Source organism: Rhizobium sp. 05L419 (assembly GCF_056397845.1).
This window is the reverse complement of sequence record NZ_JBFTOF010000007.1, coordinates 34,102-55,421: the sequence shown is the minus strand read 5'-3', so window position 1 is coordinate 55,421 and position 21,320 is coordinate 34,102. Positions and strand designations below refer to the sequence as shown.

Genomic DNA, 21,320 nt, shown 5'->3' with positions numbered 1-21,320 from the left:
ATGTTCGAGCCGGTTCTTCTCAAAAATGTCGGTGTGGCGGACGGTCATTTGGTGTCGGCCTACGAGGCAGGTGGCGGCTACCAGGCGCTGGCGAAGGCGCTGCGCGAGCACACGCCTGACGAGGTTGTCGACCTCGTCAAACGGTCCAACCTGCGCGGTCGCGGCGGCGCAGGATTCCCAACGGGAATGAAATGGGGCTTCGTGCCGAAGCGCGCCGACAAGCCTACATATCTGTGCTGCAACGCCGATGAGGGCGAGCCGGGCACGTTCAAGGACCGGATCATCATGGAGCGCGACCCGCACCAACTGATCGAGGGGCTCGCGGTAAGTGCGTACGCGATTGCCGCCGAAACCGCCTATGTCTACATTCGCGGAGAATATGTAACGGCGATCCGTCGTCTGGAGCAGGCAATCGCCGAGGCCCACGCAAAGGGCTATCTCGGAAAGCGCATTCTGGGCTCGGATTTCAATTTCGCCATACACGTCCACTGCGGCGCCGGCGCCTATATCTGCGGCGAGGAGACTGCGATGCTCGAATCGCTCGAGGGCAAGCGGGCGCAGCCGCGACTGAAGCCACCATTTCCCGCCGTGGCCGGGCTCTACGCCAGCCCCACAGTGATCAACAATGTCGAGACGCTCGCCTGCGTGCCGCATATCGTTATGCGGGGGTCGGACTGGTTTCGGGGCATCGGCCCGGACAAGAGCCCCGGCCCGAAGCTCTACTGCCTCAGCGGGCAGGTGCGCAAACCCGGGCTCTATGAGTTGCCGATGGGCATACCGCTGCGCGAACTGGTCGAGAACCACGCCGGCGGTGCGCTGCCGGGACGCAGAATCAAGGCGGTGATCCCGGGCGGGGTCTCAGCGCCGGTCATTCCACAACACGGGCTGGGGGTGGGGATGGATTTCGACTCGCTGGCTGCCGCCGGCTCGATGCTCGGTTCGGCTGGCGTTATCGTGATCGACGACTCGACCTGCATGGTCAAGGTCGCCACCCGGATCATCGAGTTCTTCCACCATGAGTCCTGCGGCAAGTGCACGCCATGTCGGGAAGGATTAAACTGGGTCGTGAAGGTCCTGCGCCGGATCGAGGCCGGGGATGGCGCACCCGGCGATCTGGAGCAGCTGGAGATGCTCTGCAAAGGAATTTTCGGCAATACGTTTTGTGCCTTGGGTGACGGGGCGGCGATGGGGTTGCGGGCGGCACTTGCCCATTTTCGCGATGAGTTCGTTGCCCATATCGAGGACCGGAGGTGCCCCTTTCACTGAAGGCTTACGAAGCGATAGGACTGCGAGGAAGTATGGTTAGCATTACGATCGACGGACAAACGCTGGAAGTTGAGGCTGGCTCGACAGTGCTGCAGGCCGCCCAGCGATTGGGCATCGATATCCCCACCTTCTGCTATCTGAAGCGCCTGCCGGCGCTGGCCTCCTGCCGCATGTGCCTGGTGGAGATCGAGGGGCAGCGACGGCTGCAGCCGTCCTGCGCCACCGCCGTCACCGAGGGTATGGTGGTGCGGGCGAACACACCTCTGATCGAGGAAACACGCTCTTCCATGCTCGATATGCTGCTCGCCAACCACCCCCTCGACTGTCCGATCTGCGACAAGGGCGGCGAATGCGAGCTTCAGAACATGGTGATGGCCTACGGACCCCGCGAGAGCCAATTCCGCGATGACAAGCGTGTGTTCCACTCCGAGGACATCCGTCTGAGCCCGGTCATCATCATGAACGTCAACCGCTGCATCCAGTGCCAGCGCTGTGTCCGGATGTGTGAGGAGGTCGTCGGCGCGGTCGCCCTGGGCACCATCGAAAAAGGTATGGATACCGCCGTGACCGGCTTCGAGGGCAGTCTCGCGAGTTGTGACCAGTGCGGCAATTGCGTCGAGGTCTGCCCGGTCGGCGCGCTGATGAGCTTCCCCTATCGCTACAAGGCGCGGCCCTGGGATCTGGTCGAGACCGACACGGTCTGCCCGCATTGTGGCACCGGTTGCCAGCTGACGGTAGGCACACGCAAGGGCGAGTTCATGCGGGTGCGCTCGAAGTGGGACGAGGGAGTGAATCGCGAAACGCTTTGCGTTCGGGGACGCTTCGGCCTCGATTTCGTCGCGAGCCGGGACCGGATCAAGCGACCGATGATCCGTCGCGATGGCGCCCTGGTCCCGGTTTCCTGGGATGAGGCAGGGGACTATCTACGCCGGCGGCTATCGGCCGTCGAGGGCAAGGCTGCCGGCGGGTTGGCCTCCCCTCGCCTCCCCAACGAGGTGCTCTATCAGTTCCAGAAGCTGATGCGAACGGCATTCCGGACCAACAACATTGATTGCTCGTCACGCTGGTCAACGCCCTTCGATACGCTCGGCCCGCTACTGGCAGCCTTCAACAGCCGCGCACCGCTGGAGGAAGTGATCGGCAACGACTGCGTGCTCGTCGTCGGCGGCAACGTTACCGAGGAGAACCCGGTCACCGAATACCTGCTGCGGGATGGCGTGCGGCGGCGGCAGACCGGATTGCTCATGCTCTCGGCGCGGCCATCCCGTCTGGACGCTGATGCAAGGGTGGTGGTTCGCGCGCTGCCGGGCAAAGAAGCGGCGAGCGTTGCGGCGGTGGTGGCCAGTCTCGTGGCAGCAGTTGGTCAGGCCTTGCCGGACGACGTTCTTGCGGGCATCGGCGCGACAATCGGCAAGCCGGCGGCGAGTACTGGTATTGACGGGCCGGATCGTATGGCCGCTGCGCTCAAGGAAGGGCGCAGCGTCACCGTGCTTGTCAGCGTCGACCTCCTGAGATCACCCGAAGCGCGCGCGACGCTGCAGCAAATCAACAACCTGCTGCACGTTCTCCGCCTGCTCGGCAAGGGCCCGGCGATGCAGTTCCTCTTCGACCGTGCCAACCAGATGGGGGCCTGGGACATGGGAGTTCTGCCGGCGGCTCTGCCGGGGCTGCAGGCGGTCGCCGACGATGTGGCGCGTACAACTCTTGCGCTGAACTGGGGCGCCGAAATCCCGTCTGAACCGGGCGCGGATCTCGACGCCATTCTGGAGTTCTGCGTCGGCGGGCGGATGGGTGCGCTCTACATCGCCGGAACCGACCCCCTGATCGCCTATCCCGACAGGGATTTCGTGACGCGGGCGCTTGGTGCCGCCGATCTCCTGATCGTGCAGGACACCTTCCTCACGGATACGGCGGGCCTTGCCGAGGTCGTCTTGCCCGCGGCGGGTTACGGTGAGGAGTCCGGCACGTTCACCAACAACGAGGGCCGGACCCAGAAGGTTTGCAAATTCCGCGAACCCGCCTTCGAGGCGAGGAGCAATCTGGCGATCTTCGACTTCGTCGCGGCGCTTTGCAACCAGGCACTGCGGCCATCGACGCAAGGCGAAATTTTCGACGAGATTGCACGGCTGGTTCCGGCCTATAAGGGGTTGACGCAGGACGGGCTTGGCACCGACGGCGCATTCACCAAGGCGGTGCCAACGCCACCGGAGGGAGTGTTCTTTGCGCCGCCGCCCATCCCGACCGCAGCCGACCGGCTCATGCTGATCACCGGCGACTGCCTGTTCCACAACGGATATCTTTCCGAACGGTCGGACACCCTGAACACGGTCGCCAATGATCCCTATGTCGCGATGAGCATGCAGGATACCGCACAGCTTGGCCTTTCGGATGGCGATCAGGTCATTGTGCGTTCCGCCCAGGGCGAACTGACGGCGCAGCTCAAGGTCGACAGACGGTTTCCCAAGGGCCTCGTCTTCGTTCCGGAAAACTATAAAGCCTTGCGTCTCAACAGCCTGATGCGGCGGGGCGAATACCCATACCCGGTGGAGGTCCAGAAGGCGCATGCCACTCTTGAGATCGATCGCCCGAGCCGAACCTGGCGTGGGGTCTGAAGATTTGGGGTCGGGGCACCGCAAGGCGCCCTCTGCAAGCTGCCCCGACCCAGCGTCTTCATCGATCTGGCGACGTCAGTGATACCTGGTTCCGCAGATGTAATCCTGCAGATCCTGCTCTGTGCGCTGCGCTTCGTCGAGCCTGTGTTTAACCACGTCGCCAATGCTGACCACGCCGACAACTTCGCGTCCATCCATGACCAGCACATGACGCGTCCGCCGCTGAGTCATGATCCCCATTGCGACGGGTAGCAAATCCCGTGTCGAACAGGTCGCCACATTGCGGTTCATGACATCAGCGACACGCATCATCGCCGCCTTGGCCCCGTATTCCGCCACCGCATTGCAGCAATCCCGCTCCGATAGCGACCCCAGGTATTCGTCGTTCGATTGGCTGACGACGACGAAGCCGATATTGTTGTCGCGAAACAACCTCAAGACTTCCACCATCGTCTGATCGGGAGCGACCGCGATGACACCGACACCCTTGCTCTTCATGATTTCGCCGACAAGCATCTGAGCCTCCTGTCTGCGCGCTCCGGCTTGACGGATGGCGCGCGTTCACGTTCGCCGGATATTCCGCCACCAGTTGTAGCCCTGCGTTTCCGTCGTCTCGACGACCACGTCCTTCTTTGTATTCAGGCGCGCGCCAACCACGCCGCCGCCGGTTGCCGCCTTGCCCGGCTTGGCGAGCAGGTCGTCGCGCCCGATCACCAGGTCACGCGAGGAAAAACTCGAAAATTCGTACTGCTGGCCAAGCGCGATCGCATCCGCCGGGCAGGCGTCCTCGCACAGCCCGCAGAACAGGCAGCGAGCCGTGTCGATCTCGAATTTGGCCGGGTGCCGGTTGCCTTTCTCGTCCTCGTAGGGGACGACTTCGATGCAGTCGCAGGGACAGATCCGCGCGCAGAGTTCGCAGGCCACGCACTTGATCTCGCCCTCTTTATCACGCGTCAGGAAGTGATGCCCGCGATAGCGCGAGTAGGGTAGCCATTTTTCCTTGTCCGGATACTGCATGGTTACGGTTCTGGAGAACATGTAGCCGAAGGTCAGAGCCAAAGCGCTCGCCAGATCGGCGAAGAACGCCCAACCAATCCATGCTCCAACGCTGTCTCGCGCGCGCGACATCGCCGCCTCGCTATGGAGCCGCTACGGCCCCTAAAAGTACACCAGTTATAATTATGTTCGCCATCGACAGAGGAAGCAAGACTTTCCATCCGATCGCCATCAGTTGGTCGTAGCGGTAGCGGGGGAAAGTGAAGCGGAACCAGATAAACACATAGACGAAGAATGCGACCTTGAGCACAAACCAGAGGAGTGGTGGCAATGGGATTAGGACACCGTTCCAGCCACCGAAAAACAGGATCACCACCAAGACCGACACCAGCAACACGATGGCATATTCGCTGACCATGAAAAACGCAAAGCGGATACCACTGTATTCGGTATGAAAGCCAGCCCCCAGATCGCCTTCCGCTTCCGCCAGGTCGAAAGGAATACGCTGCGCTTCGGCCAATCCGGCGACGAAGAACACGAAGAAGCCGACCGGTTGGTAGACGATGTTCCAGACATCGGCTTGAGCTCGCACGATGTCGAGCAGGCTCAAGGATTGCGCCAACATGACCACCCCGATCACCGCGAACCCCATCGGAATCTCGTAGCTGATCATCTGCGCGCAGGTCCTGAGGCTGCCCAGGACAGCGTATTTGCTGTTGGCGGCCCAACCACCGATGATGACACCATAGACCTCGATCCCGATCACCGCAAAGATGAAGAGTAGCGCCACATTCATGTTTGAGACGTAGAGCGTGATCTCGGCGCCGAGGACCGACGTGCTTTCGCCGAAGGGGATCGCGACGAACACCACAAAGGGCGGGGCGAGCGCAAGGATTGGCGCCAGCTTAAACAGGAAGCGATCTGCCTCGGCCGGGATATGGTCCTCTTTGGTTAAGAGCTTTATTCCGTCCGCCACCGGCTGTAGCAGCCCGTGCCACCCGACACGCATCGGCCCCATCCGCTGCTGGATGTGCCCAGCGATCTTGCGTTCCAGCCAGGTTAGCGGCAATGGCAGCAGCAGCAAGATCGCAATCAGAAGCGCGACCTTGAAGACGATCAGGCCAAGGGCGACGATAAGTTCCATGATCCGCGGCCACTTATTCATCGGGTTGAAACGCGCGGCCGGACTTTGGCTCCGGCTACACACTGAGCACTTTGCACAACTGCCAAGCTTCATCGTACAACGGCGACGCACCTCATACAATCTCATGCAATGCTATCATGGCCAGCTAGCGATATCGACGCACTCGTGCCTTTGCACTCCCAGAAGTAACGGGCTGGGTCCTTCGCTTACGCTTCCATAGCTTCAAGCATGCCATCAGCACGATCTCCAACATGGGGTAATCGCGGCGCGATCGTCCCATGTTAGAGCTCGCCGGTGAGGAATTGCGCCCGCCCGCAGCCAAATGACCAATCCTCGTCGGAATTCTCCACGTAGGAAATCATCACATCGGAAGCCTGGATTGCGCACTTCTTGCCGAGCGCTACGCAGAGGTTCTGGTAGAAATCGACCTTGGCCTGTTTGCCGCGCGGTCGGGAAACAACCTCGACAAGCACGAACTTTTCCGTTCGCTGGATACCGAGCCCAGTATCGAGTGCCTGCAGGAAGGGATGCTCGTATTCCGACACGACCTGGTACCGATCTGCCGGCGGTACTTCAAAGGATTGAACCATGGCGTCATGAGCTGCGTCGAGCAGCAGGCCAACTTCAGCGGTCGAGCGCCCCTTATAAAGATGAAACTTCAGCAAAGGCATTGCGGTCTCCGTTAATGTCGCGAGGTGGATTCGGTGAGGTAGGCATTCAGGGCTTTACGCCAACGATGCCTCGATGAGTTCGAAAGAGCGGCGAATATCGTCTTCGAGCTTGCCGCTTGTCTGGAGGGAGGGACTTGTACACTCAAATGAAAAAGCGCCTTCATAACCGGCCCCCAAGAAGGCAGCGATTTGAGCGACAGTTGCGCAACGGTCACCCTCATCGACGAGTACACGGTACGCATCAAGTTCTTCGCCAAGCATCGGCTTGCGATCCGATATCCCCGAAATGTGCACCACAGCGGTGTATTCCGGATAAATGGTGCCCCCGCCGGCAATCGCGTGCTGGAACGTGTCATGCACGAGCCTGAACCTTGGTTTCCCGCCCTCGACCTCGATGGCATCGACAAGTTCGGCCTTGTCCTTCAACGACGAAGACGCAAAGCCGATCGGCTCGATCAGCGCGACCAGATCAGTGCCTGCCAACATAGGGAGAATTTCGCGTATGGCCTGCCGCAAAGCCGTTTGCCGCACACCATCCTCGGTTGCCTTTCCATCGACGCGCGGGATCAGGCTGAAGGTCTCGGCGCCGCTTTCGACGGCAGCGCCAATCAGTGATCTCATGGACCTTCCCGTGGCTGCCAAATGGTTTGCACTGAAGATCAACCATAACGGGCTCCTCAGTTGAAAGTCCGCTGGTCACGCGCATTCTGGTTGTAGTGATCGCGCGCGCGCTCCAGCCGTTCAGGGCCGCCGGTCTGGGGCACCGCAACGTCCCACCAATGGCCACCTGCCCCTGTGCCCGGAACAGCATCCGTGTCGATCACGATGACGGTCGGTTTGGTGCGAGAACGCGCTTCAACGATCTTCCTCTCAAGGTCCGCAATGTCGGCTGCCTTCTCAGCATAAGCCCCCATGGAGCGGGCATGACCGACGAAGTCGAGCTCCGGCATGGCCTCGATATTGCTGTCCTTGTACATATTGTTGAATTCGGCGCCACCACACTCGATCTGCAGGCGATTGATGCAGCCGTAGCCACGGTTGTCGGTCAAGACGACCGTGAAGGGGACCCGGCGCATGACTGCTGTGGCAAGCTCCGAATTCGCCATCATGTAGGAACCGTCGCCAACGAAGCAGATAACCTCTTTCTCGGGCGCAGCTAGCTTGATACCCATGGCACCGGCCACCTCGTAGCCCATGCACGAATAACCATATTCCATATGGTAGCCGCCCTTGGCGGATTGCCAAAGGACCTGCAATGCACCAGGCATCGTGCCGGCAGCGCACATGACCACCGTTTCGTCGGTGGAAACTCTTTGGACGGCTCCGATGACCTGCGCATCGGTTGGAAGATGGTTCGTCGCACCGGGCGCCGGGGCTGCCGTCACATCTTTCACGGCCTGGTGCCAGCTGGTGCGAGAACCGGCATCGAAGTCCGCGGCCTTATAATCGGCAAGAAGCGCAGACAGCTTCTCCAGCGTCACCCGCGCGTCCCCAACGACCGGCGCCGCACCGTGCTTCGTCGCGTCGTAACCGTGAAGGTTGATCGAGACGAGCCTACGGCCGCCATTCTTGAACAGCGCCCAGGATCCGGTCGTGAAATCCTGAAACCGCGTTCCGACACCAATCACCAGATCCGCCTTTTCGCAGAGACGATTGGCACATTCCGAGCCGGTAACCCCCGGAGATCCGAAATTGAACTCCTCGGTCCAAGCGTTGCCGCCCTTCCCCGCTTGCGTCTCGACGAAGGGGATATTGTGCTTCCGCGAGAAGGCTGCGAGCATATCTTCAGCATCGGAATAGAGAACACCGCCACCGGAGATGATCACAGGGGTTTTCACGGCGCGGATCAAGGCCGCAACCTCTTCTACCTCGCGTAGATCGGGCTCGGGACGACGGATGCGCCACACCCTTGGCTCGAAGAAGCTCTCGGGATAGTCGTAGGCGTCCGCCTGCACGTCCTGGCAGAACGCAAGGCAAACCGGCCCGCAGTTTGCAGGATCGGTCATGACCGACAGCGCCCTTGGAAGCGCCGTCAGCAGATGTTCCGGGCGAGCGATGCGGTCGAAATATCTGACGACCGGCTTAAACGCATCGTTGGCGCTAACCGTGCCATCATCGAAATCCTCGATCTGCTGAAGGACGGGATCCGGCCGGCGGTTGGCAAAAACATCACCGGGGATGAACAGCACGGGGAGACGGTTTACATGTGCAAGCGCTGCCGCTGTTATCAGGTTGGTTGCCCCCGGCCCGATGGACGAGGTTACGGCGTGGGCGTGCTTGCGCCGCTTTGTCTTGGCGAAAGCGATGGCAGCATGGGCCATCGTCTGCTCGTTCTGTCCTCGCCATGTTGGTAGGGCATCCCCAATGCCGTGCAGAGCCTCGCCGAGGCCTGCCACGTTCCCGTGGCCGAAGATTGCCCATACGCCTTCAATGAAGCGCTCGCCGTCCTCCGTCATCTGCATCGAAAGCCACTTTACCAGGGCCTGTGCTGCCGTGAGCCTGATTGTCTCTGTCATGCTGCCTTCTCCCGCGCGGCTGCCCGCGCCTTGTCCCAGATCGACGCCAGGCGCCCATAACGCTTCGCCATCTCCTCGACGGCGACCGCGTCTTCGATTTCGTCCTTCATCCAGGCGCGCGCGACATCGCCGAAGATGGTTCGTCCGACGGCAAATCCTCGGACCAGTTCGAAACTCGCCGCCACCTCAAAGCTTGCGGCGAGTTCTGCCTCCGGGGCATCGAGACCGAGTACGACGATCCCTCGCGTGTAACGATCATTCTTTTCGATTGCCGCAATTGTCTTTGACCATGCCGTGGGCGTTGTCATCGGTTCGAGTTTCCACCAGTCAGGGAAAACGCCGTTGTCATAGAACTGCTGGATGAGGATCGCGGACGTCTCGTCGTTGACCGGCCCGACCTTCGACGGGATGATCTCCAGCAGGAACTCCAGATTGTTGCGCCGCGACACTTCGAATAGTCGCTTGACGGTTGCCTCCTGGCCGGCTCGGGTCTCGGTATCGTCGTCTGGGTGGCAGAAGCACAGCACTTTCACGACATTGTCGCGTGCCCATTCGCTCAAGGCGCCATAGTCGCTTCCGAGTTCGGGCTCCAGCGTCAGCGGGCGCGACCCTGGCCATTCACAGGGACGCCCGACCCATAGACCGCTCCCCGACGCTGCATGCAGGGCTTTTCTGCCGATGCGGTTGTCGCAGAGAATGCCGTAGCCTGGGCGACCAGCCTGGACTTTCACCGCTGCCTGAAGGCAGAGCTCCTTGAAGGCGCCGCCCCGTTCCAGCGTGTAGCCTGGCATTTGCTCGAGCTGGATTCGATGGTCGAAGGCGAATACCCGATAGTCCTGCCAGTCTTCGCCATGATCGCGGTGGCGATTGGTGGACCAATGGACCTGCTCGAGTGCGGAATCGTTGCGCAGATCCGGCCGCTGCATACCTCGTCGCAGGAAAAACTCTAGCTCGGTCAATGACGGATAGGCGGGTGTGCAGCCGTGCCGGGAAACAGCAAATGCGCCGCATGCATTGGCGTATTTGAGAGACGTCGACCAGCCTTCCCCATCGAGCCAGCCCTTCAATAGGCCGGAGAAGAATCCATCGCCAGCACCGAGCACATTGAAGACCTCGATCGGAAAACCTTCGCCCGAGATTCCATCATCCGGACTGCCCGGGATGTCGCCCTCAAACGCGACCGCACCCTTAGCGCCTCGCTTCAGGACCAGCGTGGCGGAGGATACCGCGCGGACCGCTCTCAACGCCGCGACAGTGTCGGTCGTCCCCCCGGCAATGTGGAATTCCTCTTCCGTACCTACAATCAGGTCGAAGAAATGCAGCGTCGACTGCAATTCTTCGGTGACGGTTCGGCTGGCGACAAAACGGCTCTCACCATCTCCATGACCGGCGACCCCCCAGAGATTGGGCCGATAATCGATGTCGAGCGCGGTCTTGGCACCGCTGTCACGTGCGAAGCCAAGGGCCTTCAAGACGACAGCCTTAGTTCGCGGATTGGACAGATGCGTGCCTGTTACAACGACAGCACGTGCCGAGGCGATGTAGTCCCGCCGGATGTCGGTCTCGGAAAGCGCCATGTCGGCGCAGTTTTCGCGATAGAAGATCAAGGGGAAAGCGTCCTCGTCGCGAATGCCGAGTAGGACAAGTGCGGTCAGGCGCTCTGGATCGGTGACGACTCCACCGACATCCACGCCCTCCCGGACCAATTGCTCTCGGATAAAGCGGCCCATATGCTCGTCGCCAACGCGCGTGATCAACCCGGATTTGAGGCCGAGCCGCGCCGCCCCGCAGGCAATGTTGGTCGGGGAACCGCCGATATACTTGTTGAACGAGCCCATATCCTCCAATCGGCCGCCGACTTGTAGACCGTAGAGATCGACCGACGACCGACCGATGGTGATGACGTCGAGTGGTTTCATTCGAATACTCCTATTCAGAATCCCGCGCGCGACAGGAAGCTCCGACTGGCAGCCAGATCGTCCAAAATGCTGCCTGTGTTGCGCGGATCGCGCTCTTGTTCGATGGTGATGTAGCCGCCGTATCCAAGCTCGGTTAGAAGCGCGCGGACGGCTTGATAGTCTATTGACCCGCGGCCGATCGGGCACATGACACCCTTGGCACAAGCATCGAAGAAGCGAATGCGCTTTTCCATGATCTCGGCGTAGACCTCTGTGTCGATATCCTTGAAATGAATGTAATCGACGCGATCCCAATATTTCCGAAGCGTGGCGACAGGATCCATGCCGGAATAGGCCATATGGCCCGTATCCAGGCAGAGCCCTGCAAGCTCGGATGGAATATCGTCGACTACTCGCTGCAGTTCGTCGGCGAATTCGATATACCCACCGGCATGAGGATGGATCGTCGAGCGCACGCCATATTTGTCGCGCGCCAGCGTCGCGATGGCACGGATATTGTCGATCATGCCTTGCCACGCGCCGACCTTGAGACGGGGAGCCCGATCAGAATGGCCCGCCGCATAGTCGCGCTCGTCATGCCCCCAATCCATCACGGTGAGGTAAGGCGCCGTATATCGCTGACCGGAATGAGTTTCGGGCTTCGGGAGCCGGGTGATCAGTGCGCAGATCTCGTCGGTCTGGCGCAGGAGGTTGTTGCGATTAGCAGGGGAGACCAAATCATCGAAAATCGTACCGGCGACGATCTTTAGGCCACGTTCGTCTAGCGCTTCGGAAACTTGCGTCAAGTCGAGTGGCAGATAACCATATGGCCCAAGTTCCAATCCGCCGAAACCGGCCGCCTGCGCCTCATCGAGCACCTTTTCCCACGCAGGAAGATGCGGATTGCTGACGTCATCGACACCCCAGCAGCAGGGCGCGGTCGTTATGGTGATTGGATTGCGCATCGGGTGTTCACCATGATTGTTTCGAAGGTAAAGGAACGATGGAATCGTTCATAAAACTCGAGGAAGCGTTGCGTATGGTCTTGAAGTAGGTGTTCCGCATAGGCCTGCTCATCTTTCCAGGCCTCGATAAACACCAGCCGGTCCTGATTGTCCGTACAGGTTAGGCAGTCAAAGGAAAGACAACCGCGTTCAGCTCGCGTCGCTGACTGCACCGCCGGAGCGCGGGCGAGAATTTCGTCCCGCGTCCCCGGAACAAGCTCAATCGTGACGATGAACTTGTACGGCTCTGTCATCGGCTGATCGTGGCCTGTAGCGCCTCGATGGACGACTGGATGCCGGCGTCGGTCGACATAGTGAAGTCTTCCATTTCGAGGCTGACCCAGCCGTTGTAGCCGACCATGCGGACGACGGAGAAAAACTCCTTCCACCATTGCAGATCATGTCCTGCGCCGACGGCGACGTAGTTCCAGCTGCGGTTGGCAACGTCGGTCACGTCCTTGAGTTCCAGAAGGCCGTTGACATCAGCAAGCCCACGCTCGATACGCGTGTCCTTGCCGTGGCAATGATGGATCGCAGAACCGAGAGCGCGGGCCGAGGCAATCGGATCGGCGCCCTTCCAGAACAGGTGGCTGGGATCGAGGTTCATGCCGACACTCGGGCCGACCTCGTTTCGGAGACGGAACAGGGTCTCGGGATTCCAGACGAGCATCGCCGAGAAATTTTCGAGCGCATACTTCTCGACGCCCACGTCCTTGGCAAGCTTCACCAGGTCGTGCCAGAGCGGGAACGCGCGGTCTTCCCACTGATAACGATCTCTCTCGGGCATCTCGTCCGGCCAACTCTTGGTGTAGACGAGCCAGTTCGGCACCATATCGCCGGGGGCGGCTTCCGGCAGTCCAGACATCGTCACGACTGTCTTGATTCCGATCTCGCCGGCCAGACGGATCGTCTGTTCCATTTCCTTGCGATGGCGCTTGCCCATGTCGCCCGGATCGAGCGGGTTGGCCGAGCAATTGAGCGCTGCGATTTCCAGGCCGCGGGCCTCGATCTCCTTGAGTTTCGTCTTCAAGAGACCCTTGTCGGCGAGCAGTTCGTCAGCCCGGAAATGCGGCGCACGGGACCAACCGCCGCCGGTCATTTCAATGCCTTCGACGCCGAGTTTCACACATTTGTCGAGCATATCCGTGAAGGACAGGCCACCCATGACGTCGGTGCAAATCGAAAGTTTCATCAGCTTGTCTTTCCAGTGTTCGAATGAGTGTGGGGACGCGCGCTTGGGAGGTCTGCACGCCCCCCGGAGAAGCTATTTGAAGTCAATCCATGTGGCGCCGGCATCCGCCGAGCGGACGCAATTCTCCAGCCAGCGCACGCCTTCCGTGCCGGCCTTAATGCCCGGATAGTGATGCGTTTCCAGGAACGCTTCATCGCCGCGGTTCTTGGCATCGATGGCTTGGGCGATCCACAGATAGATGTTCGCCCAGCTGTCGCCGAGACCTTCCGTATGCAAACCACCCATCCGATCGATCGCCAGGCTTTCTTCTTCAAGGTATGGCATGCCGTGGTGCAGGATACGGTTCGGTTCGCCCTGTACGTCGTAGAACAATTGGTCCGGATGGCTATCCGACCATTCAACGGATGCCTTGGAACCGACAAACCGGTAGCGCTGCGACCCCATGTTGCCGGCGTTAACGGAGGAGACCCAGAGACGACCGCGGGCACCGTTGTCATAGTGCGTCAGCACGGTCGCATGATCTTCCAGCGGCGCGCGGGTCGGAATGAACGCCTTGCGGTCGCAAAGCAGCTTCTCGATCTTCAGCTGCGGCAGCACGATTTCCGAGAGATAATAGAGATGCGTGCCAATATCGCCGAGAACGAATGTCGGACCGGCTGTCTTCGGATTGGTACGCCACTTCACCGCTTCCGGTGCGCCGACGTCATCACCCGCATTGAAGCCATGGGTATATTGGAGATCGACGATACGGATGTCACCGAGCAAACCCCTGGCAACCATGGCCGCCATTTGATGCACGAGCGGATGGCCTGTAAAGCCGTAGGTGACGCCGACGATGAGGCCCTTCTCGTTCGCCAGCTTCTCGATCTCCTCGCACTCGGCGACCGTGAAGAAGAGCGGCTTTTCGCAGATCACATGGATGCCGGCTTCGAGGCATGCCTTGGTGATTTCGTAGTGTGTGAAATTCGGGGTTGCGATGGAAACAACTTCGACACCATCTTCGCGCGCCGTTTCCTTGGCGATCAGTTCCTTGTAGTCATCGTAGCACCGGCCCGCTTCGACGCCGAGGTTGACGCCAAAATCACGGCCTCGAGCAGCATCGAGGTCGAATGCGCCGGCGACCAGTCGATAGGTCCCGTCACGCAACGCGCCCGTGCGATGTTTGTAGCCCACCTGCCCGGTCCGGCCGCCGCCAACCATACCCCAACGCAACGGTCGTTCTGTCTTCTTTTCACCATTGATCATGTCATATCTCCTCCGGCCCTCTGCCGGTTTTCGTGGCAAGCTTCGCCGTCCGGCGGTTGGGACCCGGCGCCGCTGCAAACTTCTCGTCAAACTGCGCGCTCTTTTGCGCCTGGCTACTTAGTTGATCGGCCTGCTATGCGAAAAAGCCGGTCGATGATTGCGCTGTGTGGGGCTACACCCTCTGGTACTTTTGAACGTAGCTCTGCATCTCGTTGCACATGAATTTCCCGGACTCGTCCGCCTTGTCTTCCCAGGCAAAAACGCAGGAGGTCATGATGCCGTCGAAGCCGATTTCCGCCAGTGTGCCGAAGAAATCGTCCCACGGCACTTCGCCCTGGCCGATATTCAGGTGCTGATGAATGCGCGCCTGTGTGCCTGGAGGATTCAGGATATAGCGCAGACCGGAACTTGCCTTGTGATTGAAAGTGTCGCCAACGTGGACATGCGCAAGAACATCCTTGGCTTCGCGCAGCATCGCCTTGGTGTCGTCCCCGAAATAAAAGGTATGCGGGGCGCAATAGAGGAACTTGACGTTCTTCGAATTGACCGTGCGAACGATATCAAGCGCCGGCTGCAACGTCTCGCACCAGTCTTCCGGGTGCGGCTCGACGTGCAAGCTTATGTTCTCCCGTTCGAAAATCGGCACCAGCTCTTCCATCGAACGCCACCAGGCATCTTCGCAAGCTTCGATCATCGAACCGGTATGGCAGCAGTAGCAAGATCCCTTGTCGGGATGAGGGCCTCGACCGAACTCGGAGTTCATTGTGTCGACTTCCAGTTCGACTGCGATCTCGATGGCGCGTTTCCAATGTTTCACGGCTGCCTGCCGTTCTACCTCGTCGTTMGAAGCCCACCGGTACATCGGCAGCAATGAGGCAATCTTCACGTTCTCGGCGGCCAGGGCTTTCTTGAACGACCTGATCCGCTCCGGAAATACCCGGGGTGCCTTAAACCACTCCAGAAAATCGGCACGCGGCGATAGCTCTATCCATTCGTAGCCGAGCTCGCGAACTTTCGCAGGCAAGGCCTCCAGCGAAAGATGGCGGTGCATGAAAGGATCAAGTGCAATCTTCATGGGTCTTCTCCCTTCCTATTCAATCAGTTCGACGCTGCCGGCGGCGGATGGCCGTCATGCGTCGCCATGTAGCTTTCGACTTCGGCGCCCAGGTTCGCTAGCGCCTCGCCGCCGGCCATAAGATCGGTGATCTCCTCGCGCGTCTTTTCTCCCTTGTGGAAGTTGGCAGCGACCGCCCCTCGGATAAGGACAGCAAAGTGGTCACCGACGGCCATCGCGTGCGTCACCTGATGTGTGATGAAAATGACAGCGATGCCACGCTTCTTCGCTTCAAGAACGATGCGCAACACGTGGGATGCCTGTTTGACACCGAGCGCCGCGGTCGGCTCGTCAAGGATCAGAACCCGTGCGCCGAAATAGACCGCGCGAGCAATCGCAAGCGATTGGCGTTCACCTCCCGACAGGCCGCCGATCAGCCGGTCGCCGTCATCGATCCGGGTGATGCCGAATTCCTGAACAGCCTTCACGGCGATCTCGTTGGCCTTCTTTCGATCGTAGACCTTGAAGGGCCAGAAGCCTTTCGTCGGCTCAACTCCGATGAAGAACGAGCGACCGATACTCATCAGGGGAAAGGTCCCGCCGAACTGGTGGACGGTCGAGATACCCTTCTGTTGGGCATCGCGCGGACCTTGGAAGTCTACAGGCTCTCCATCCATCAACACGTCGCCGGTATTGGGCTTATAGACGCCCGCCAGGGTTTTGATGAGGGTGGATTTGCCTGCGCCGTTGTCGCCAAGGAGGCAAAGGACTTCGCCGGCATGAACCTTGAGCGAGATGTCATTGAGAACGTCGATCGGTCCGAAGGACTTGTTGACGTTTCTAAGTTCAAGGATTGAAGTGCTCATAGCTGGCCTCACTTCTTCTTCGGCGAGTAGGTCAGCGCCATGATGCGGAACGTGTTGTTCATCAACACGGCCAGCAACAGCATGACGCCGATGATCAAGCTCGACCAGTTGCGATCAAACGTCGTGAAGTAGATGCCCTGGTTGACGATCGCGAACGTGACCGTCCCGAGGAAAATACCGACGATTGAGCCGAAGCCTCCCGTGAGCAGAACCCCGCCGACCACAACCGCGATGATGGAGTTGAAAATAAACGTCATGCCGGCAGAGACCTGCGCGACGTTGAAAAGGATGGCCTGGCACATGCCAACGAAGGCGGCACTCATCGACGACAGCACGAACAGCGTAACGGTAAGCCTGTCGGTGGGAATGCCGGCGTTTCTCGCGCTGACGCGGTCGCCACCCATGGCGAAAATCCAGTTTCCGAAAGGCGAAAAATGAACGTAGAAAATGTAGAGTGCTGTCAGAGCGAGCCACCAAAAGATCGTTACCTGGAAGCTGCCGCCGACAAAGGAGCCAAACAGCGATTTTGCGATGACGCCGGATGCAGCCGGACTAAGCGCAACACTTGTCGTTCCGGTAAGCAGAACAGAAAAGCCAAGGATTAGCCCCTGCACCGCGAATAGTGTGCCAAGCGTCACGATGAGCGAAGGCACAACGGTCCGAATGACCAGAAATCCATTGATCAGCCCGACCACCAAACCCAGGCTTAAAGCACCCAGGATTCCCACCCAGATCGGCATGTGGTAGTAGCCGGTGATGATTGCGACCGTAAGCGCGCCCGCCGGGATCATCGCGCCGATGGAAATATCGAGCTCGCCGGAAATCATCAGCAATCCGACAGGGATAGCTATGATGCCAAGGTTGGCGGCAACGTTGAGCCAACTTGCCGCACCAGCCGGCTTCAGGAACTCAATGCTTCCGAAGACGACGAAGAAGATGAGCACGAAAGCGAGCCCAAGGATGGCGCCGGATTCAGGGCGTCGAATAAGATCGCCCAGGGATAAGTTTTTCATGTAATTCCTCCCAGAGTTGGCCGCAGGCGAGTTGGTCTGTCGCCAATCAGCGTTCACGGTGCGAATGCACCGTCGATCCGCTGCTACAGCGGATCGACGCGAGACATTGATTTGCGGTCAGCGCGCGCCCTTCGAGACACCCGTCAAGGTGGCTGCGATATTCGACTTATCGACGATACCGGGGCCGGTGAGCACCGGGGACGTTGGAAGTTCCGTTCCGAAGTCGATTGCGGAAGCAAGAAGTGTCACTGCCAGGAGCGACTGCAGGTAAGGCTGCTGGTCGATCGCGAAACCCTGCGTTCCGTCCTTGATGCGATCAAGACCGGACTGATTGAGATCAAAGGTTCCAAGAAGAGTGGTCTCGGCCTTTCCGGCTTGTTGAATACCAATTGCTGCGGAGTCCGCATCGCCTGCGGAGATCGTAATGAGGCCGTCGATCGTTGCGCCCTGGAGGAGCGTCGCTTTGATAGCCTCGGCAACGGCGGTGGCATCGCCAAAGCTGGTTGCCGGCAAGGGTAGCTGCTTGGCCGTACCGCCTGCCTTTGTAATCCCATCGATCACGCCCTTGCAGCGCGCTTCCAGATTGGCGGCGCCCGGCACGGTATTGACGCAGATTACATTCTTCTTGCCGTTCTTGACGAAATACTCGCCACCTGCGACACCCGCGAGATATTCATCGGAGCCGACGTAGTTGATAGCGCCGAGTTCCCTGGCTTTCTCAATTCCGCCAGCATTCATCAGGATGACCTTGATGCCCGCGGCAACCGCTTCCTTGATCGCCGGATCCTCACCCTCGGGAACCCAGTTCGGGATGACCAGACCATCGACCTTCTGGCTAATGGCCGTCTGAATGAGCTGGACGACGTCGGGAGCGAAGTTGTCATAGGTCTGGAGGCGCAGGTAGTTCACCTTACCGCCGTTGGCCTCGACGACCGGCCGCGCATCATCGATGCCCTTTTTGATGAGATTCCAGAATGCGTCGTCATTCTTGCCGCCAACGACGGCAATATTGGCGGCCATCGCCGAAGGTACTGTGAACGCAACCATAGTCGTCGCGAGCAACGCTGCACAAAAGCGCGTAATTCCATGCATAACTTCTCCTCCCATTTCATCGTCCCCACGGACTGAATGCGTGTTGATCTGTAGCGTGTGAAATGCCAAAATGAAATTGGCTTGGCGTGTTGAAGCATATTTCATTTCAAAACGTATCATCCACAAATGACATAGGAGAGGATGTTGATGAATAGGCCTACAATATCTGATCTGGCGGATACGGCCGGGGTCAGTCTTTCAACAGTCAATAGGCTCCTACACGGGACGGGGACCGTGCGGGTCGATACGGTCGATCGAATTCTTCAGGCCGCGGACAAAATTGGATTTTACGGCCTAGGTGCGTTGCGCCAACGCAAACAAGACAACCTGCCACACCGCCGCTTCAGTTTTCTCATGCAGCAGTCCCACCGACCCCTCTATCAATTGTGGGCAGAAGGGCTAACGGTCGCGGCCCATAAAAGGATCGACGCCGTCATCGAACCCGAAGTCATATTCGAGGACGATTTGTCCCCGGAAGCCGTCTCTGCAAACCTGTTGCAGATAGGTCAGTCAGCAGACGCGGTGGCAATCATCACGGCAGATCACCCGCTGGTCAGCCAGGCGATAGACGAATTGCGTGGCAAGGGGGTTCCGGTGGTCGCCTATGTGACCGACTTGTCGGCCGCCAGCCGCGCTGGATTTGTTGGAACAGACAACTGGAAGCGCGGAAGAACCGCTGCCTGGTTTATCAGCCAGACGGCAGATGAGCCCGGCAAAGTGTTCCCCTTGGTTGGTAGCAACCGTTATCAATGTCAGGATATCGCCGATGCCAGCTTTCGGTCCTACATGCGGGAAAACGCCCCAGGCTTTCAGATCAGCGAAACGCTGCTGACACACGAGGTGCCTGAGAATGCCTATCAGATCGTACGGCGACTGATCGAACAAGAGCCGGATGTCAGAGGCATTTTCGTCAACGGTGGAGGCATATCAGGGGTCCTACGAGCCATGCGTGAGCTTTCGCCTGAACGGCAGAACAAGATCCGTATTGTCTGCAGCGACGTTGGACCGGAAACGCGCAAAGGGCTGAGCGAGGGCCTGATCACAGCGTCGTTGTGCCATCCTCTCGACAAAATGCCGGCGGAGCTTATCGATGTCATGCTGCGACTGATCGAACGTCGAGACACATCGTCTATCGAACAGCGTATTGTCCCCTTCGACATCCTCACGCCTGAAAGCATTTGGACATAGGCGCCGCGCGTTTCTTTCCCCGTGGGCCGCGCGAGCTAGCCTCAGCTGCGACGCCGGCGCATGCCGAGTGCTTTCCGAACCAAGATTAATCCCGGAGCAACCTCGGTGCAGAAGTTCAGCTGCGCGCGGGCGCGCGGCTCACTATCGAAAAGGTGAAAGAGAGCCAATCTTTCGCAGCTATCGCCGCTCCATCGGCTGGGCGAAGGAGACGCGGCATCTGCGCCAGATCGACGATCATTTCCGGCTGCCGCAATAGGCGACCGCGTTACATCTGATCGCGCGGAATCACTTCAGATTTAAGCCGAAAAAGTTCCGCTCAGGGCCGCTGGCCGATCGGAAATAGCAGCAGCATCCGCGCGTTTCCCGCGGAAGCCGAAGATCGCGCCGCAACCCGGCGCTTCCTTGATCACCGCCTCGACCATCGCAGACAGTCCATCGATACCACGCCGCATATCGGTCACCCCGCAGGCCAAGTAGACCCGCACATTCCCCGTAGGCCCGATCATGCAGCCTCAACACACGGAAATCCAAAAGCGCCGTCGTTATTTCTTGATGGCTTCGATATCGATATCGATATCGAGCGCGAGGTCCGGACCAAAGCCGACCGCCGCTGGCTTAGTTCTCTCCTGGCGGCACCGGCACCTCGGGCTCAAGATGTCGACGGCGCCAGGCCGCGGGTGCCTCTCCCATGCGCTTGCGGAAGAAGCGGGAAAAATAGGCCGGGTCTTCGAAGCCGATCTCGCGGCCGATATCCTCGATCGGGCGGATGGTGAACATCAGCAGGCGCTTCGCCTCCAGAAGCCGCCGCTGCAGCAGCATGTCCTTGACCGTCGATCCGAAGACCTCATGCGCTGCCTTGTCCAGAAGGTGGGGCGTGGTGGCGAGCAGATCGACATAATGTGCGACGGGCCAGTCCTGTTTATAGTGGCGGTCGATGGCGCGGCGTAGCGAAAGAGCGAGAGCCACTGCCGGCGAGGTCGAAGGTGCCGCCCCGCCGCCAAGCCGCCCCATGAGGGAGAGCACGACGCCGACGAGGCCGACCATCACTTTCTCGCTTTCGGCACCGCGCTCGCGATAGTCCGTCGCCACCATGTCGAGGAGAGCACCGATCTTTTGCCATGCGGGATCCCCCGTTTGGCCGGTCAGCAAGGTCGGGATGTCGATCGTCAGATCCACCTGTGTGGTCATAGCCTTCAGCATGTCGTCGGAAATGGAAACGACGATGGCGTCCGACTGATCGTCGACCTCGAAGCCATGCACAACGTTGCTCGGAACGAAGCTGATGGTTGGAGCTGAAAAATTCCAAGTCTGATCTTCAATCCGATATGTTCCGCCTCCTTGAAACCAATAGGTGATCTGGCCCATCAGTGGGTGTTTGTGGGGTGCGACATGGCCGAAATGCATGGTTTTTCGATCCATGACAGTCTCGACGTGCATGAAGCCGACGTCCAGCGAGCGGCTCGGCTCGCCGTAAACAAAGAAATTCGGAACATCATTTCTCGTGGCCATACCGGAAAAAGTACCAGCGAATTGCCTTCTTTGTCCATGGTCCACCGCCTCATC

General features: G+C 59.4%; 20 protein-coding genes. 3 read left to right on the top strand and 17 right to left on the bottom strand.

Annotation, left to right across the window (positions count from 1 at the left end):
- Together nuoF and nuoG are read left to right on the top strand one after the other, a co-directional pair.
- Nucleotides 1-1,266 carry an NADH-quinone oxidoreductase subunit NuoF gene (gene nuoF / locus AC1DMK_RS11350; RefSeq protein ID WP_477859028.1) on the top strand — a complete coding sequence of 422 codons (1,266 nt, stop codon included), beginning with the start codon at nt 1-3 and terminating at the stop codon, nt 1,264-1,266.
- Nucleotides 1,267-1,298: 32 nt separating this feature from the next.
- On the top strand, nt 1,299-3,878 hold the full coding sequence (nuoG, locus tag AC1DMK_RS11345; protein ID WP_477859026.1) for an NADH-quinone oxidoreductase subunit NuoG: 2,580 nt from the start codon (nt 1,299-1,301) through the stop codon (nt 3,876-3,878).
- Between the two features lie 75 nt (nt 3,879-3,953).
- Here the strand turns inward: nuoG and AC1DMK_RS11340 are convergent, their stop codons facing one another.
- The 15 genes from AC1DMK_RS11340 to AC1DMK_RS11270 all read right to left on the bottom strand — a co-directional run bounded on the left by AC1DMK_RS11340 (nt 3,954) and on the right by AC1DMK_RS11270 (nt 18,569).
- Complete coding sequence (locus AC1DMK_RS11340) at nt 3,954-4,394, bottom strand: CBS domain-containing protein (protein ID WP_477859024.1); 441 nt, start codon at nt 4,392-4,394, stop codon at nt 3,954-3,956.
- Nucleotides 4,395-4,439: 45 nt separating this feature from the next.
- Nucleotides 4,440-5,006, bottom strand: coding sequence for an NADH-quinone oxidoreductase subunit I (locus AC1DMK_RS11335; RefSeq protein WP_477859022.1), 567 nt, complete (start codon nt 5,004-5,006; stop codon nt 4,440-4,442).
- Nucleotides 5,007-5,016: 10 nt separating this feature from the next.
- Nucleotides 5,017-6,018 carry an NADH-quinone oxidoreductase subunit NuoH gene (gene nuoH / locus AC1DMK_RS11330; RefSeq protein ID WP_037061962.1) on the bottom strand — a complete coding sequence of 334 codons (1,002 nt, stop codon included), beginning with the start codon at nt 6,016-6,018 and terminating at the stop codon, nt 5,017-5,019.
- Nucleotides 6,019-6,299: 281 nt separating this feature from the next.
- Entirely contained in the window at nt 6,300-6,689 is a 390-nt protein-coding gene (locus tag AC1DMK_RS11325; RefSeq protein WP_477859020.1) for a tautomerase family protein, read from the bottom strand.
- A 54-nt stretch (nt 6,690-6,743) separates the two neighbouring features.
- Nucleotides 6,744-7,310: a TIM barrel protein gene (locus AC1DMK_RS11320; protein ID WP_477859018.1), complete on the bottom strand. Its 567-nt coding sequence runs from the start codon at nt 7,308-7,310 to the stop codon at nt 6,744-6,746.
- A 56-nt stretch (nt 7,311-7,366) separates the two neighbouring features.
- A complete protein-coding gene (gene iolD / locus AC1DMK_RS11315; protein ID WP_477859017.1) occupies nt 7,367-9,205 on the bottom strand; it encodes a 3D-(3,5/4)-trihydroxycyclohexane-1,2-dione acylhydrolase (decyclizing) in 1,839 nt (612 codons plus the stop codon).
- Nucleotides 9,202-11,124, bottom strand: a complete 1,923-nt coding sequence (locus AC1DMK_RS11310) for a bifunctional 5-dehydro-2-deoxygluconokinase/5-dehydro-2-deoxyphosphogluconate aldolase (protein ID WP_477859015.1) — start codon at nt 11,122-11,124, stop codon at nt 9,202-9,204. The genes iolD and AC1DMK_RS11310 overlap by 4 nt, the downstream gene beginning before the upstream one ends.
- Nucleotides 11,125-11,138: 14 nt before the next feature.
- Entirely contained in the window at nt 11,139-12,068 is a 930-nt protein-coding gene (locus tag AC1DMK_RS11305; protein ID WP_477859013.1) for a sugar phosphate isomerase/epimerase family protein, read from the bottom strand.
- Entirely contained in the window at nt 12,047-12,361 is a 315-nt protein-coding gene (locus AC1DMK_RS11300; protein WP_477859012.1) for a putative quinol monooxygenase, read from the bottom strand. Before AC1DMK_RS11300 ends, AC1DMK_RS11305 begins: the two co-directional genes overlap by 22 nt.
- The gene (locus AC1DMK_RS11295; protein ID WP_477859011.1) at nt 12,358-13,299 is read right to left on the bottom strand and encodes a sugar phosphate isomerase/epimerase family protein; all 942 of its coding nucleotides are present in this window, start codon (nt 13,297-13,299) and stop codon (nt 12,358-12,360) included. Before AC1DMK_RS11295 ends, AC1DMK_RS11300 begins: the two co-directional genes overlap by 4 nt.
- A 72-nt stretch (nt 13,300-13,371) precedes the next feature.
- Entirely contained in the window at nt 13,372-14,544 is a 1,173-nt protein-coding gene (locus AC1DMK_RS11290; protein ID WP_477859009.1) for a Gfo/Idh/MocA family protein, read from the bottom strand.
- A 172-nt stretch (nt 14,545-14,716) separates the two neighbouring features.
- Nucleotides 14,717-15,619 (bottom strand): sugar phosphate isomerase/epimerase family protein, encoded by a 903-nt coding sequence (locus tag AC1DMK_RS11285; RefSeq protein ID WP_477859007.1) that lies wholly within the window; start codon nt 15,617-15,619, stop codon nt 14,717-14,719.
- A 23-nt stretch (nt 15,620-15,642) separates the two neighbouring features.
- On the bottom strand, nt 15,643-16,464 hold the full coding sequence (locus AC1DMK_RS11280) for an ATP-binding cassette domain-containing protein (RefSeq protein ID WP_477859006.1): 822 nt from the start codon (nt 16,462-16,464) through the stop codon (nt 15,643-15,645).
- An 8-nt stretch (nt 16,465-16,472) separates the two neighbouring features.
- Nucleotides 16,473-17,477: an ABC transporter permease gene (locus AC1DMK_RS11275; protein ID WP_037061981.1), complete on the bottom strand. Its 1,005-nt coding sequence runs from the start codon at nt 17,475-17,477 to the stop codon at nt 16,473-16,475.
- A 117-nt stretch (nt 17,478-17,594) separates the two neighbouring features.
- Nucleotides 17,595-18,569, bottom strand: coding sequence for a substrate-binding domain-containing protein (locus tag AC1DMK_RS11270; protein WP_477859004.1), 975 nt, complete (start codon nt 18,567-18,569; stop codon nt 17,595-17,597).
- A gap of 147 nt (nt 18,570-18,716) precedes the next feature.
- On the opposite strand from AC1DMK_RS11270, the gene AC1DMK_RS11265 reads away from it, so the two are divergent.
- The gene (locus AC1DMK_RS11265; protein WP_037062066.1) at nt 18,717-19,757 is read left to right on the top strand and encodes a LacI family DNA-binding transcriptional regulator; all 1,041 of its coding nucleotides are present in this window, start codon (nt 18,717-18,719) and stop codon (nt 19,755-19,757) included.
- Nucleotides 19,758-20,053: 296 nt separating this feature from the next.
- On the opposite strand, the gene tnpB is transcribed toward AC1DMK_RS11265, so the two are convergent.
- Together tnpB and AC1DMK_RS11255 are read right to left on the bottom strand one after the other, a co-directional pair.
- On the bottom strand, nt 20,054-20,263 hold the full coding sequence (tnpB, locus tag AC1DMK_RS11260) for an IS66 family insertion sequence element accessory protein TnpB (protein WP_477859001.1): 210 nt from the start codon (nt 20,261-20,263) through the stop codon (nt 20,054-20,056).
- Nucleotides 20,264-20,372: 109 nt separating this feature from the next.
- A complete protein-coding gene (locus AC1DMK_RS11255; protein WP_477859000.1) occupies nt 20,373-21,266 on the bottom strand; it encodes a helix-turn-helix domain-containing protein in 894 nt (297 codons plus the stop codon).
- Nucleotides 21,267-21,320 lie beyond the last annotated feature (54 nt).

Excerpts from the sequence above, each read along its gene's own strand:
- tnpB (WP_477859001.1), bottom strand. The coding sequence starts at position 20,263 with ATGATCGGGCCTACGGGGAATGTGCGGGTCTACTTGGCCTGCGGGGTG.
- AC1DMK_RS11325 (WP_477859020.1), bottom strand. The coding sequence starts at position 6,689 with ATGCCTTTGCTGAAGTTTCATCTTTATAAGGGGCGCTCGACCGCTGAA.
- AC1DMK_RS11280 (WP_477859006.1), bottom strand. The coding sequence starts at position 16,464 with ATGAGCACTTCAATCCTTGAACTTAGAAACGTCAACAAGTCCTTCGGA.
- AC1DMK_RS11335 (WP_477859022.1), bottom strand. The coding sequence starts at position 5,006 with ATGTCGCGCGCGCGAGACAGCGTTGGAGCATGGATTGGTTGGGCGTTC.
- AC1DMK_RS11270 (WP_477859004.1), bottom strand. The coding sequence starts at position 18,569 with ATGCATGGAATTACGCGCTTTTGTGCAGCGTTGCTCGCGACGACTATG.
- AC1DMK_RS11340 (WP_477859024.1), bottom strand. The coding sequence starts at position 4,394 with ATGCTTGTCGGCGAAATCATGAAGAGCAAGGGTGTCGGTGTCATCGCG.
- nuoG (WP_477859026.1), top strand. The coding sequence starts at position 1,299 with ATGGTTAGCATTACGATCGACGGACAAACGCTGGAAGTTGAGGCTGGC.
- AC1DMK_RS11320 (WP_477859018.1), bottom strand. The coding sequence starts at position 7,310 with ATGAGATCACTGATTGGCGCTGCCGTCGAAAGCGGCGCCGAGACCTTC.
- nuoF (WP_477859028.1), top strand. The coding sequence starts at position 1 with ATGTTCGAGCCGGTTCTTCTCAAAAATGTCGGTGTGGCGGACGGTCAT.
- AC1DMK_RS11300 (WP_477859012.1), bottom strand. The coding sequence starts at position 12,361 with ATGACAGAGCCGTACAAGTTCATCGTCACGATTGAGCTTGTTCCGGGG.
- AC1DMK_RS11290 (WP_477859009.1), bottom strand. The coding sequence starts at position 14,544 with ATGATCAATGGTGAAAAGAAGACAGAACGACCGTTGCGTTGGGGTATG.
- AC1DMK_RS11310 (WP_477859015.1), bottom strand. The coding sequence starts at position 11,124 with ATGAAACCACTCGACGTCATCACCATCGGTCGGTCGTCGGTCGATCTC.
- iolD (WP_477859017.1), bottom strand. The coding sequence starts at position 9,205 with ATGACAGAGACAATCAGGCTCACGGCAGCACAGGCCCTGGTAAAGTGG.
- AC1DMK_RS11295 (WP_477859011.1), bottom strand. The coding sequence starts at position 13,299 with ATGAAACTTTCGATTTGCACCGACGTCATGGGTGGCCTGTCCTTCACG.
- AC1DMK_RS11255 (WP_477859000.1), bottom strand. The coding sequence starts at position 21,266 with ATGGCCACGAGAAATGATGTTCCGAATTTCTTTGTTTACGGCGAGCCG.
- AC1DMK_RS11275 (WP_037061981.1), bottom strand. The coding sequence starts at position 17,477 with ATGAAAAACTTATCCCTGGGCGATCTTATTCGACGCCCTGAATCCGGC.
- nuoH (WP_037061962.1), bottom strand. The coding sequence starts at position 6,018 with ATGGAACTTATCGTCGCCCTTGGCCTGATCGTCTTCAAGGTCGCGCTT.
- AC1DMK_RS11265 (WP_037062066.1), top strand. The coding sequence starts at position 18,717 with ATGAATAGGCCTACAATATCTGATCTGGCGGATACGGCCGGGGTCAGT.
- AC1DMK_RS11305 (WP_477859013.1), bottom strand. The coding sequence starts at position 12,068 with ATGCGCAATCCAATCACCATAACGACCGCGCCCTGCTGCTGGGGTGTC.